The sequence below is a fragment of the Mesoterricola sp. MK458 genome (genome assembly GCF_055384935.1).
On record NZ_AP045075.1, the window covers coordinates 3231530 to 3245191 of the forward strand.

General features: G+C 69.4%; 10 protein-coding genes. 6 read left to right on the forward strand and 4 right to left on the reverse strand.

The features are described from left to right. Window positions 1–34 precede the first annotated feature (34 nt). From ACZ5LB_RS14075 to ACZ5LB_RS14100, 6 genes are all read left to right on the forward strand, one after another. Window positions 35–1495: a tetratricopeptide repeat protein gene (locus tag ACZ5LB_RS14075; RefSeq protein WP_464602839.1), complete on the forward strand. Its 1461-nt coding sequence runs from the start codon at window positions 35–37 to the stop codon at window positions 1493–1495. Continuing rightward, window positions 1495–3525: a hypothetical protein gene (locus tag ACZ5LB_RS14080; protein WP_464602840.1), complete on the forward strand. Its 2031-nt coding sequence runs from the start codon at window positions 1495–1497 to the stop codon at window positions 3523–3525. The genes ACZ5LB_RS14075 and ACZ5LB_RS14080 overlap by 1 nt, the downstream gene beginning before the upstream one ends. Window positions 3526–3543: 18 nt before the next feature. Beyond that, the gene (locus ACZ5LB_RS14085) at window positions 3544–3939 is read left to right on the forward strand and encodes a hypothetical protein (protein ID WP_464602841.1); all 396 of its coding nucleotides are present in this window, start codon (window positions 3544–3546) and stop codon (window positions 3937–3939) included. Between the two features lie 18 nt (window positions 3940–3957). Beyond that, window positions 3958–4920: a sigma 54-interacting transcriptional regulator gene (locus ACZ5LB_RS14090; protein ID WP_464602842.1), complete on the forward strand. Its 963-nt coding sequence runs from the start codon at window positions 3958–3960 to the stop codon at window positions 4918–4920. Window positions 4921–5095: 175 nt separating this feature from the next. Continuing rightward, entirely contained in the window at window positions 5096–5896 is an 801-nt protein-coding gene (locus ACZ5LB_RS14095) for a hypothetical protein (protein WP_464602843.1), read from the forward strand. Between the two features lie 110 nt (window positions 5897–6006). Beyond that, window positions 6007–7458, forward strand: a complete 1452-nt coding sequence (locus ACZ5LB_RS14100; protein ID WP_464602844.1) for an RraA family protein — start codon at window positions 6007–6009, stop codon at window positions 7456–7458. A 1108-nt stretch (window positions 7459–8566) separates the two neighbouring features. Here the strand turns inward: ACZ5LB_RS14100 and prs are convergent. The 4 genes from prs to ACZ5LB_RS14120 are packed head-to-tail and all read right to left on the reverse strand — an operon-like array spanning window position 8567 to window position 13659. Continuing rightward, complete coding sequence (gene prs, locus ACZ5LB_RS14105) at window positions 8567–9508, reverse strand: ribose-phosphate diphosphokinase (protein WP_464602845.1); 942 nt, start codon at window positions 9506–9508, stop codon at window positions 8567–8569. A 4-nt stretch (window positions 9509–9512) separates the two neighbouring features. Next, entirely contained in the window at window positions 9513–10847 is a 1335-nt protein-coding gene (locus ACZ5LB_RS14110; protein ID WP_464602846.1) for a glycosyltransferase family 2 protein, read from the reverse strand. Beyond that, complete coding sequence (locus tag ACZ5LB_RS14115) at window positions 10844–12880, reverse strand: class I SAM-dependent methyltransferase (protein ID WP_464602847.1); 2037 nt, start codon at window positions 12878–12880, stop codon at window positions 10844–10846. The genes ACZ5LB_RS14110 and ACZ5LB_RS14115 overlap by 4 nt, the downstream gene beginning before the upstream one ends. Window positions 12881–12900: 20 nt before the next feature. Continuing rightward, complete coding sequence (locus ACZ5LB_RS14120) at window positions 12901–13659, reverse strand: methyltransferase domain-containing protein (protein WP_464602848.1); 759 nt, start codon at window positions 13657–13659, stop codon at window positions 12901–12903. Between the last annotated feature and the right edge of the window lie 3 nt (window positions 13660–13662).

Genomic DNA, 13662 nt, shown 5'->3' on the forward strand with positions numbered 1-13662 from the left:
TTAAGCTAAATTCAATTAATATTTCGAGGCCCGCATGCACGTCCTAGGAACCTGGATCCGCCCCATGACCCTGATCCTGGCCGCCGCGCCCCTGCTGCGCGCCCAGGACGGCGACATGGCCGAACGGCTCTACCGTTCCGGTGAGCGCGCCCATGCCGCCCACAGCTACGCCGAAGCCACCGAGACCTGGAACCAGCTCATCGCCCAGCTCCCCCAGTCCCCCTTCGCCGCGCGGGCCCTGCTGAGCCTGGCCCGGCACCAGCTGGATGTGGAGCACAAGCCCGACGCCGCCCTCCCCTTCCTCGAGAAGCTTAAGAACGAGTACCTCAAGACCCCCCAGGCCGGGGACGCCCTCCTTCTGCTGGGCAGGCTCAGGGCCGAGCGCAGCCATTCCCCCGCCGACATCAAGGAGGCCCTGGCCGACTTCAATCGCCTGGTGGACCTGTTCCCGGACCATCCCCTCGTGCAGGAGGCCCGGTTCCGCATGGGCCTGGCCCGCAAGCTCCAGGGCGACTGGACCCGGGCCCTCCAGGCCTTCACCGAGGCCATGCGCATGGACCCGGACACCCCCCCGGCCATCGCCGCGCAGCTCCAGGCCGCCGAGACCCTCGACATCCTGGGCGACCTCCCGGGGTGCCTTCGCATGCTCCAGGACCTCCGGAACCGGCACCCCCAGGCCCCCGAAGCCCAGGAGGCGCTGTGGCGAATCCAGGGGCGGGTGGTCCAGCGGCTCCAGAAGCCCCCCCTCAAGTCCCAGGGCCCCTGGCCCCAGGGCAGGACCAAGTGGCTCAAGACCCCCACCCTCCTGGCCACGGGCCCGGAGGGGGATGTCTACCTGTACCAGTCCGACGACGACCGGGCCTACCACCTCAAGGATGGCGCGCTGGTCGCCTCGGGCCCCGTGGTCAAGGGCGGCAAGGCCCTCCTGGTGCCGGCCCCCGGCACCACCTGGATCGTGAACGCCCGGTCCGGCCTCGTGAAAGAGGAAGGGCCCCAGGCCGCCGCGGCCCCGCTGCCCTCCCCTTCGGGCGGGATGCTCGACGCCTGGGGCAACGCCTGGCTCTGCGATCCGGGGTCCCCCGTCATCCAGGTGCTGGCCGGGGACGCCCCGCCCCGGTCCCTGCCGGTTCCCGCGGTGCAGGCCCTGGCTCCGCTTCCCGACGGCGGCGCCGCGGCGGCCTCGGACGCCACGAGGAGCCTCCTGTTCCTGGACGCCGCCGGGCATGCCCGGGCCACCGTGCCCTACGGCAAGGACCTCCCGGCCTCCTTCAAATACGTGGTCTCCCTGGCCTCGGATCCCCTCGGGCACGTGGCCGCCCTGGTGGACGGCGACTTCGAAGGGGTGGTCGTGTGGGGTCCGGACGGCTCCGTGCTGCGCTCGGCCACCTACAAGGCGCTGGGCATCGCCGGGAAGTTCCGGGCGGTGGCCCTGGACCGCGCCGGGGGCCTCATCCTCGCGGACCGCTCCAACGACTTGCTGATCAGGCTGCAATGATGCGACGTCTCCTCTGCCTCCTCCTCACCGCCTGCGCCGCCCTGGGCGCCCAGGACCCGGCCCTGCGCGACACGCTGGCGTCCGCCAAGGCCCTGTGGGCCACCCAGGGCGACCGGGATGGCGCCGCCGCCAAGTTCGAGGCCGTCCTGGCCGCCCTCGAGCCTTCGGCCCGAACCCTGGACGAGGGCTGGACCCGCCTTCTCTGCGAGGCCTACAACTGGACGGCGGTCCTGGACGACCGCACCGCGGGGAAGAAGGCCCAGGCCCCCAAGCGCCTGGAAAGCCTCCTGGACCTGGATCCCGACTACGAGATCGACCGCACCATCACCAATCCCAGGCTCCAGGCCGCCTTCGACGGGCTGCGGGCGGCCCGGTTCGGCCGGGTCAAGCTCGCGCTGGAACCCGCCGGGGGCGTCCTTACGGTGGATGGAAAGGCGCGGCGGTCCGAGGCGGGCCTCCACTGGATGGCCCCGGGCCCCCACACCGCCGCCTACGCCCGGATCGGGTACAAGGCCCGCGAGATGACCTTCGAGGTGGCCCTCAAGGACACCCGGGATCTCGATTTCAAGCTGGAGCGCACCTCGTCGGTCATCACGGTCTTCACCTCCCCCGCGGGGGCCGAACTGCTGGTGGACGGCAAATCCCGCGGGTTCTCCCGGGGCCAGGTCCCCGCCGACCGGAGCTACCTGGCCGACCGCGCCGGGGTGAAGCCCGAGCAGCTCTCGGAGGGCCTGCGCATCGCGGACCTGGCGCCCGGCAAGCACCTCCTGGAGGTGCGACTTCCCTGCCACCGGACCCGCCGCCTGGAAATCTCCGAGGCCCTCACCACCCCCTTCGCCGATTCCGACCTGGAACCCGTCAAGCTCGAACCCAGCCGCGGAACCCTCACCGTCCAGAGCGCCGTCCCCGGCGGCCAGCTGTTCCTTTCGGGCCTCGACATGGGCCGGGTGCCCGCACGCGACCTGCAGGTCTGCGCCCAGGCCTACGACCTCCAGGTGAAATACCCCGCGGGCAGCTTCACCCAGCGCATCGAGGTGGCCGAGGGCGCATCCCTCACCGTCGTCGCGCGGCCCAAGCCGCGCCTCACCTACGCCGGCTTCGAAGGGAACGACGACTTCGCGGGCCGCGAACGGATCCTGGGCATGCTTGCGGCCCTGGGCGGCAGGCTTCACGAAGTGGCCTTCTTCACCGCCCCCAAGGGCGAATCCCTCAAGGACTGCCTGGCCCGCCTGCGGTCCAGCCGCGACACCGAGCTCCTGCTCTGGGCCAGGCCCGCCCCGGGCAGGCCCGTCCAGCAGGTTGAGCTGGTCCTCTCGACCCTCACCGGCCAGGAGGAACGCCTCACCGTCATGCCCCTGGAGCAGGACCCGCTGGGATCGCTGGTGGCGCGCATGGACCGGCAGGCCTCGCTCTCCGAGCCCTGGGCCGGCCTCACCCTCCTGGACCTGCCCGAAGGCGCCCACGTCCTCCAGGCCGACGCCGCCGCCCTCAAGGCCGGCATCAAGCCCGGAAGGCTCCTCACGGAGGCCGCGGGCAAGCCCGTGGCGAACGTGGCGGATTTCCGCAAGGCCCTGGCCGAGGCCCGGGGCGGCACCCTGACGGTGTCCCAGGGGGACGCCCCCGTGAAACTGGCCGTCGCCCAGATGCCCACCGAACTTCCCGTGAACGCCGCCGGGCTCTGCTATCCCGTGGTGCTCGCCGACCTGCGGCTGCGCTACCTGGGCGCCCAGGGCGACGGGGCCGCGCTCCTGCGGCTCGGCCAGGCCCTGGCCCTCATGCACTTCCGCGAGTACGACAAGGCGCTGGAAGTGCTTCGCGACGCCCGCATGGTGGCCGTCCAGGGCGTGAGCCAAGGCACCCTCGACTACTACACCGGCACCTGTCTTCTCCACATGGGCACCGCCTACCAGCGCGAAGCCGCCCAATCCTTCAACCAGGCCCTGAAGTACCCCCAGGCCACCCTGTTCGGTCCCGACGGGCCCCTCCTGGCGCCCCTGGCCCGGCAAGCCCTCCAGGACCTCCAACCCTGAACCTCCGAAAGGAATGCCATGACCGACAACCGCAGGAATGAACGCGGCGAAGGCAAGATCGGCTGCATCGTCAGCCTCCTGGTGCTGATCATCGTGGGCGCCGTGGCCATGAAGGTCGTGCCGGTCCTCTACGCCAACAACAGCCTGGTGAACGCCGCGGAAGACCTGGGGTCCCGGGCTGGCATCATGCCCGTGGCCACCCTCGAGCAGCAGCTGCGGGCCAAGGCCTCGGAGCTGGAGATCCCCGAGGCCCTCGCCAAAGGCGGCATCACCTTCACGATCCTGGGCGACCGGAGCGCCGGCACTTGCATCATCAAGCTCAAGTACACCCAGAAGCTGGACCTCTACGGCGCCTACACCTTCCCCATCACCACGGACAAGACCATCAGCCGGCCGTACATGGACGTGCGGTAGGGGGAGTAGGGTGGGGGGGTGCAGAACGCGCCCCCCGAATTCCTCACGGACGGCTCCGAGCCCATGGGCGCGGTGCTGCGGGAGCTGGAGGTCCTGGCCCCGACGCCCCTCACGGTCCTGGTGCTGGGTCCCACCGGCTGCGGCAAGGAACTGGCGGCCCGGGCCCTGCACCTGAGGTCCAGGCGCGCCGGACCCCTCGTGCCCGTGAACTGCTCCGCGCTGGCCGAGGGCATCCTCGAATCCGAATTGTTCGGCCACGTGCGGGGGGCGTTCACCGGCGCCACCCGGGACCGGAAGGGCGCGGTGGAATGCGCCGAGGGGGGAACCCTGTTCCTGGACGAGGTGGCCGACCTTTCACCCCGGGTCCAGTCCCTGCTGCTGCGGGTGATCCAGGAAAGGGAGGTCCGCCGGGTGGGCAGCGACCGGTTGCTCCGGGTGGACACCCGGTTCATCGCGGCCACCAACCGGCCCCTTGACCTGCTCGCGGCCTCCGGGCAATTCCGGGAGGACCTGCTTTTCAGGCTCCGGGGTGCCGTGCTGCGCATGCCTTCCCTGGCGGAACGCAGCCATGAGTTCGCCTACCTCGTCCCGCGCCTGGTGGCGCGCGTTGCCCGGGCCCTGGCCCGGGAGGCGCCACGTCTCGACCCGGGTCTCAGCCCGGCCCTGGCCCGCTTTCCGTGGCCGGGCAACGTCCGGCAACTGCTCTCCGCCCTGGAGCGGGCCCTCCTGGCCTGCGGCGGCGAACCTCTGGCCCTGCACCACTTCCCGTCCATGGAGGCGTCGCCCCAGGCGACGGGCTCCTGGCTGGAGGCGACGCGGCAGTTCCAGCGTTCCTACCTCGTCCAGGCCCTCCGGAGCCACGGGTTCAGGATCGCGGAAACCGCCCGGGCCCTGGGCATGGCCCGCCCGGCGCTGTACGGCGCCGCCCGCCGCCTGGGAGTGGCGCTGGGGGCGGAGCGCTCGCGCTGGTCCGCCGGGTGATGCCGCCGGTTTGGGCACCGTCCCCCTGGAACGGTGAGTTATCCTGGGGCGGTCCATCTGCCCGGACCCCCTCCAGGAGGCCGACATTTCCGACCATCCGCACATCCAGATCGTCTACCTCAAGCCCCAGGGCAACATCCACGCGGAGGCCTTCGCCGAGCTGGCCGAAACGCTGGTGGAGGGGTTCGGGACCCTGGGGGTCCCTGCCCGCCTGGGCGTGAATACGTTCGACGCTGGCACCGTGAACCTGGTGCTGGGCTGGCATCTCCTGCCTGAAACCCTGGATTCGCAACTTCCGCCCCAGTGCATCCTCTATAACCTCGAGCAGCTGGATGACCGGCGGGCCGCCCTGCGGGAGCGCCTGGCGCGGCTGGGCGGGACCTGCGAGCTCTGGGACTACAGCCCACGCAACATCGCCATCCTCCAGGCCGGCGGTTTTCCCGCGCCCGTCCAATGGGTACCCGTCGGCATGGTCCCGAGCCTTTGCCGGATCCCCAAGCCGGCGGTCCAGGACATCGACGTGCTCTTCTACGGTTCGGTGAACGAACGGCGGGCGCGGGTGCTGCGGGACCTGGAGGACGCGGGCCTCAAGGTGCACTGCCTCTTCGGCGTCTACGGCGCGGAGCGGGACGCATTCATCGCCCGGGCCAAGGTGGTCCTGAACCTCCACTACTACGACACCAGCATCTTCGAACTGGTCCGGGTCTCGTACCTCTGGGCCAACCGCAAGGCCGTGGTGGCCGAGTGCCATGCCCGCACGGAACTGGAGGCGGGGCTCGAGGACGCGGCCTGCTTCGTTCCGTACGAGGATCTCGTGGCGGCCTGCACGCGCCTGGCGGCGGACGCCGAAGGCCGGGCCGACCTGGAGCGGCGGGCCTACGAGGTGATGTCGGCCCGGCCCGAAGGTGAGATCCTCCGGAGGGTCTTCGCGGGCGAGGCGGAGGTTCCCGCCGGCGCCGGCAACACACCCGGGTGATCCATGGCGCGCCCGGACCTGAACGTTCCTTATCCAGGGTCCAGAGCGGACGACCTGGTACGATTGGTCCATAGCCCCTATCCTGGCAATAATTTGATCCCGAGGTAAAAATGCGCGTCGCAGCCTTCCTCCCGGCAAAAGGGTCCAGCCAACGGATCCCCAACAAGAACACCATGCTCCTTGACGGCGAACCCCTCTTCATCCGCAGCCTCAAGAAGCTCCTGGCCTGCCCCAGCGTCGACGAGGTCTACCTCGACACCGAATCCCACGAGATCATCTCCCTGGCGGCCGACCTCAGGCACAAGGTCATGCACCGGGCGCCGGAACTCGCCGGGAACAGCACCGACGGCAACATGCTGTTCCTCAACGAGGCGAGGCACACCGAGGCGGACATCTGCGTGCAGCTCCTGGGAACGTCTCCGTTCATGCGCATCGAGACCATCGAGCGGGCCATCCAGGTTCTGAAAGAGGATCCGGCCTACGACTGCGTCATCGCAGTCAAGAAGGAGAAACAGTACCTCTGGAAGGACGGCGCCCCCTGCTACAACCGGGAGCACATCCCCAACAGCGTCGACCTGGACGACACGCTCATCGAGACCATGGGCCTCTATGTCATGCGCCGGGAAGCGGCCCTGGCCCAGAAGGGGCGCCTCGGCCTCAAGCCCTACCTGCTGGAGGTGGATCCCCTCGAGGGCGTCGACGTGAACTGGCCTGCGGATTTCCACATGGCCAACCTGATCGCCATCGGACTCCGCGAGCAGGAGCGCCGCCTTCTCGACAACATCAAGCACCTGCTCTCCAGCTCCCTGCTGAGCGACCTCCTGGACGACCTGGGCATCCACTCCGTGCTGTCCAAGGATTTCGGGCTGAACGTCCAGGATGCCAAGATCCTGGGCCGGGCCAAGACCATGCAGATCGACGTGTGCAAGGACGACGACGACTTCAAGGGCATCTACGACAGCCTCCACCTGTACGATCACGTGGTCTCCAACGACATCGTCGTGGTCGCCAACAACATGCCCGACTATGCCTTCTTCGGGGAACTGAACGCGAACCTGGCCGTGCGCGCCGGGGCCCAGGGGGCGATCATCGACGGGGTCACCCGGGACACCAGCGAAACGCGGCGGATCCTCTTCCCCGTGTTCGCCAAAGGGCACTACTGCAAGGACACCCGGAGCCGGGGCATCGTGACGTCCCGGAACCGGTCGATCGTCATCGACGGCGTCACCATCCACAAGGACGACCTGATCTTCGGGGACGTGGACGGCATCGTGGTCATCCCCAAGAAGGTCGAGAAGGAAGTCCTCGCCAAGGCCCTGGACCGGATGCAGAACGAGCGCCTGATCCTGGTGGACATCGCCCGGGGGGCCGACACCAGCGAACTGGTGCAGAAGTACGGCCTGTTCTTATTCCGCGCACCATGGCGCCCTCCCGCATCCTCCTCTTCACCTTCCTGGCCAGCCCGGACATGGCGGCCCTGGGCAATGGCCTCGCCGAGGTCCTGGCCCGGGATTTCCAGACGGACCTGGCCTTCGCGGGTCCCTTTCCCGTGCCCGGCCTGAAGCCGCGGATCGTGAAGATCCCCCTGCTCGTCATGCCCTTCCAGAAAATATGCACAGGAAACCAGGAGCACCTTGGACTCCCGCCGGACCTGCTGCGGGACGTGATCGAGGCCGACCAGGCCTTCCACGAGAGCGGCAGCGCCTCCTGGGAAGAGCACCTGCGTGGCGTGGCGGCCGCCCACTATTTCTACAAGCAGATGATGGGCGCGTTGAAGCCGAGGCTGGTGCTGGTATGGGGCGCGTCCCTGCCGCACAGTCCACTGCTCTATTGGCTGGCCCGTGAGCAGGGCGCCGCATGCCTGGACCTGGAACGGGGCCTTTTCCCGGAAACGTTCATGGTCAGACCCTTCTCCTGGCCGGATTGCGAAGGGATGTTCCGGACCCCCTGGCCGCCAGGGATCGGGGACCATCCCGGCACCTACGAAGCGATCCGGAGACACTACCTGGAGACCCGCCCCACCAAATATCCCCAGGGCGCCTTCGTGACGGGGGACGCGTTCCGCCAGGCGCGGGGCCTCGCCGGTCGCAAGATCCACCTGCTTCTCACCCACAACGACATCTATGCCGGCGTGAGCCCGCGGAGCCGATTCCTGTCGCGCACGGTCTCGCCGTGGTCCGCCTCGGTGCGGGAGACCCTGGCCTACAGCCTGGAGGCGATCCGCCAGGACCCCGAGGCGGTGCTGGTCTTCAAGCCCCACCCCATGGATCACAACGACTATGTCGATCTCGCCTGCCCCCAGTTGATTCCCGCCGGCGACGCCCACCTCCACACGCTGTGCGACGCCGCGGACGTGGTCCTCGCCGACAGCACCACCGCCCAGTACGAGGCGCTGTTCTTCGAGAAGCCCATCGTTTCCCTGGCCAACAGCCACCTCCGGGGCCAGGGCATCGCCTACGAGCGGACGGAGGGGATGGCCGGCCAGGAGCTGTTCTCCCGCGCCCTCCGGAGGGACGACTTCGAAACCAGGCGCGCCCGGGCCCGGGGGTTCGTGGTCAGCGCCTTCGACAGGATGCTGTGCGTCCCCGATCCGTCCCTCCCCTTCGGCCGCGACGTGGCGACCTTTGCCGGGGACCTGGCGGGACACCTGGCCCGCGGCTGAACCCGGCCCTAGCCCATGCACTTCCGCAGGTAGTCCGCGAACATGGGCGCGAGGGGCGTCACGGTGAACTTGGGGGACCGGATGCTCCGGGCCCTGGGATGCGAATCGGTGGTGAGCACCGCCCGGATGGGGGAGGCCTGGAGGCGCGCCTCCGGGTCTTCCGCGGGGTCCGGGTGCCGGGGCAGGACGGCGTGCGTGAAGGCCGCGTCCACGGAGCGGGCCCCGGCCTCGAGGAGGAGGTGCGCCGTGGCGAGCAGGGTCGTGCCCTTTCGGCACATGTCGTCGAAGACCAGGGTCTCCCGGCCTTCCACCTGCCGCCCGAGGTGGGCCATGCTCACCGCGTCCCCCGAAAGCCGGCGCTTGTCCGCGATGAGGTAGGGAACCCCCAGGCGCCGCGCCAGGGACTGGACCCATTCGCCGCGCCCCGCATCGGGCGAGACGAGGACGAGCCGGTCGGCGCCGGGGCGCTGCTTGAGGAGGTTCACCACCAGGTCTTCGGACGAAAGGTGCTCCACCCGGGCGCGACCGTCGTGGGCATCCTTCACGCCCTGGGCATGGAGGTCGAAGAAGGTGATCTGGTCCGGATGCATGGCCAGGAGCCCCCGGACGCGGTTCAGGGCCTTGGTGAACTCCCGCTTGGGCCCCGGACGCTCCTGGGTGGAGCAATAGAGGTAGGGAACCATGGCGCGGATGCTCGCCGGGTGGTGGTCCCTCAGGCCCGCCAGGAGATCGCAGAGTTCAAGATAGGATGCGTCGTTTTCGGCCGCCCCCAGGATGACCACATCGCGCCTCCGGAGATCCGGCGTGGCGGCCGGATCCAGGCGGTGGCCGGTTTCCTGATCCGGGAACACCTCCACCAGGAGCCGGCCCCGGTCCGCGCCCAGTTCCCTCGCGACGTCATCGGCCAGGGCGGCCGAGGTGGCGGTGGCGAAGAGGATCGGAGGCTTCATGGGATCACCGCCCTGCGCCCAGGAATTCCAGTGCCACGGCGGCCTGCCCCCGGGTGGGTTCGTCCCCGAGCGCCGCGGCCGAATTGAGAAGCCCTTCCAGGGCCTCCCGCGATCCCCCTCCCAGGTCCAGGGCCCGCTCGTACCCGTGGAGCGCCGCGAGGGACTCCCCTCGGGCCTCGGCATCCTTGGCCGCCTTGAGGGCGAGGGCCTTGCCTTGCACCCCGGCCCCGTCGGGGAGGACCCCTTCCAGCCCCAGGAGCGTGGCCATCCAGATCCGCACCTCCAGGCTGTCCTGGATGGCCTGGGCCCGTTCCATGAACTGCCTTGCCGCGGGCTTGAGGCCTAGAGAGTGTGCGATCAGGCCGGCCCAGGACAGGACCTGGGGGTCCGCGGGCCATCCCGGCGCGTCCTCCAGGGCCGCGCGCATGGCCGGAATGTCCGCCTCCGCGGCGGAGCGCTGAACCTGGGCGGGCAGCGACCACTGGGCCCGCTCCCGCTCGGAGTGCAGGGGCCGGATCCGGGCGGCGCCGCGTCCCCCGCGGATCCAGCCCATGCAGGCGCCATCCTGGAGGTAGTGGGCGTCCTCGTCGGAAAGGAGCAGGCCCTGCCATTTCTGGAAGAAACGCGCCTTGTTCTCGTCGTCCCGGTCCATGCGGCCGGGGCTCTGGCTTTCCAGATGGTAAAGACAGCTCTGGGGCTGATAGATGATCCGCATCGACGCGAGCCGGAGACGCACGCAGAGGTCCAGGTCCTCCCAGCCGTTCCGGTAGTCTTCGCAGAAGCCTTCCATGCGCGTGAAGGTTTCCCGGGGAATGAGGACGCAGGCTGCGGTCACGGCCTGCATCTCCTTGCGGCGGTTCACGCAGGGCGCATTCGAAGGCATGAAACGGTAGGGGTGGTAGGGGATGCGCGTCTGCCGGGAGAAGGCGACGCCGGCATGCTGCACGGTGCCGTTCTCGTACAGAAGCCTGGATCCCACCATGCCGACCCGGCGATCCGCCTCCACCTCCTTCACCAAGGGCTCCAGCCAGTGGTCCAAGGGGATGGTGTCGTTGTTCAGGAAGACCAGATGCCGGCCCTTGGCGATCCGCGCGCCCTGGTTGCAGGCCTTCGCGAAACCCAGGTTCTCCTCGTTGCGCACGGTGCGGACCCAGGGGAAGCCCCGGAGCATGGCCGGGGTGCCGTCGGCGGACGCGTTGTCCACGACGACCACCTCGCACGGCACGGGGTCCTGGAGCCGCCCCAGGGCGCAAAGACACTGCCGGGTCAGTTCCATCTTGTTGAAAGCCGGAATGATGACCGTGACGGCAGGAAGGGAGCTCGCGTCCGCGATGGTCACGGCTGCACCCACTGCCGGTGGAATTCCAGGAACCCCGTGCGGAGCCGCTGCTTGCGGGAGGGCGGGCCCTGGACTTCCGGGGTGCGCCAGAGGGAGGCCAGCAGGGGGCTTTCCACGTCGAATCGCTCCCACAGATCCCGGGAGGCAAGGGCGGACCCGGGCGGGTCGAGGAAGAGGCCCTGGCACCGGTCCGGGCGTCCACAGGCCCCCAGAAGGCGGTTCAGCGCGTTGACCGTTTCCCCACCCCATCCCAGGCCGACGACGGCCTCGAAGGGCCCGGCGGCCATGAGCCGCTCCCGTGCCGCACGGCTGCCGGCCTCGATGCGGGGCAGAAGCTCCGAGGAGGTCACCGCCTCCAGAAGCGCCAGCCGCAACAGCCTCGGGTCGGCCACGGCGAACCGGTCGCGCCAGGCCTTCGGAAGCTCGTCAGGGCTCATTCCCAGGAGGTCCGCGGCCCCCGCGACCCCATTGGCGAGGTTGGATCGGCCCAGGCGCCCCAGGCCTTCTTCCTTGAAGTCGGTGAGCATGGCCAAATGCAGGTCGCGTTCGGCCCAGTGTGGCGGGCCGACCGTGATGGCCAGCCCCCCCGCCTCGATCTCCTGGACCAGAAGCGGAGCCAGCAGTTCGAGCCGGTCCGGCAGGACGGAGAGGTGGCCCACGCCCATGCGGCGCGCCTCCTCCACGCACCAGGCCGCGAAGCGGAACAGCACCGGCGGAAGGTGGCGTACCCCATCGGAGGGAATGGGATTGATCGTGCGCCGGTCAGGGGGCAGGTCCTGGAGAAGGGTGCAGGCGGCCCGGGCCTCCTCCCGGCGATGCTCCGAAAGGAGCGGAGCCTGGAGCAGAAGCTGCTCCCGTCCAAGGTAGGATGTGCTGCCGTAGCAGGAGGCGGGTGCCTCCTCCCGGTGGTGGAGGCCCGCCAGGACCCTGCGTTCGATGCGGGCACATGCGGCGGGGTCCCGGACCAGGGCGGCCAGGGCGACATAAGCGTTTTCAGCGGGGGTTTCCCAGGATCCCCGGAGCCGGGCGAAGGTCTCCAGGGGCACAAAGCAGGAGAGCTCCCCCTCCTTTCGCAGGCGTCGCCAAACCTCGGCCATCCGTTCCCGGGGCGGCAGCAGCCAATCGGCCTGCAGGGTCCCGGGGTCCGCATCCGCCAGGCACAGGGTCAGATCCCGGCAGGACGCGGGCAGGGGCATGGAGGTGGCCAGCGTCTGTTCGGTTGAAGCCGCCCGGCTGGCGTCGCGCAGGTCCTCCATTTCCTGGATTTCCATGATCAGGCGAAGCCGGTTCTCCTCCAGTTTCTCCAGAAGGAAGTTGCCCTCGAAGGGCGCCAGCACCCGGCGCAGGCGTTCACCTTCCGGATGCGTCCGGGGGAAGAGCACCCCCAGGCCCAGGATGCAGGGAACCAGGTGGAACTCCCAGTCGGGATGGTCCTGCAGGGCGTCCTGGATGGCGGTCCGGATCCCGTTGGCGGGCCCGCCGGCCTCCAGGGCGAAGGCCATCACCCCTGCGGAACGCCAGCCCGTGGCGGACACCCCCGGCTGGCCGGGGACGGGGCCCAGGTGATGGGTGTGGGGCCGTCTTTCCCCGGGGGGGATGACCTCCGGGGCGTAGTAGGCGTCGCGGTCGCCGCAGGGCCAGGCCACATCGTGGTACAACACCAGCGGCAGCTTCCCTTCCCGGACGGCCCCTTCCAGGATCAGGCGCGTCTCGCGCACCACGGTGTGGTAGTTGTGGTCACCGTCCACCAGGTAGACGTCCGTGACGGGCTCTTTCGCCAGCGCGTCCACGCTGAGGGCCTCCACCAGGCGGAACCGGCGGCCTTCCGCCATCTCGAGGAGGGTCGGCGAGGGGTAGGGTTCCACGATGACGTAGTCGCGCAGGCGGCCTTCGTCCACCAGATCCATCAGGGCCCGGGTCATGGTGCCCAGCTCGGAGCCGATTTCCGTGAGGGAGAAGCCGTCCCTTTCGGGCAGCAGCTGCCGCACCAGGGGCATGAACTCGGACATGGAATAGAGGAAATGTTGGCTCACGTCGGACCTCGAAGGCTGGGTCAGAAGGCGAAGGGGCGTCGGGCGACGATGGGCAGGTGGTCCTGGTACTCCCAGACGATGCCGAACTCGGGGTTGCTTTCGGAGCACACCCGGACCGCCTCGAAGCCGGCATCCGCCAGTTCCCGCAGCAGGTCGTCCTCGCCGAACTGGCGTACCTCCACGGTGGAGCCCGGCCCTCCGTGGAAGACCGGATCGGGATGAAGCTCCAGAGTTCCGTCGGGCAGGAGATTGACCAGCGCCCAGTGGTCGCCCACCTTCACCGTTTCGTAGGTGGCCAGCCTGGGATACTTCTCCAGGGTCTCGCGGCCCCGGAAGTAGGGCACGGTGAGGACCAGCCACCCGCCCGGTTTCAGCACGCTGAAGGCGCCGGTGAAGGCCCGGGACGCCGGAGGCAGCGTGTGTTCGAAGACGTCGGAGGACGTGACGAAATCAAGCGTGCCCAGCATGTCCGCCGGCGGCTCGCAGATGTCCACCTTGGGGTGCTGGTGGTAGAAGGTGTTCTCGTAGTCCAGGCGATCCGAAAGCCGCAGGGCGAAGCCCTCCCAGTCGGAGAGGCCGATGCCCCGGCAATCCTTGTGCTCGGGGAATTCCGGCAGCGGCAGGGAAGCGTCCCAGAGCACCCTGGACAGGGCCTCCACGACCGCCCGGTTCCGCATGGACGAGCCGCAGGCCAGGCAGGAACCCCCTTCCCGCTGGAAGCGGCCCGTCACCGAGATCTGCCTCGAACCGCATACATTGCATAGGAAGCGCAGGGTCATGGA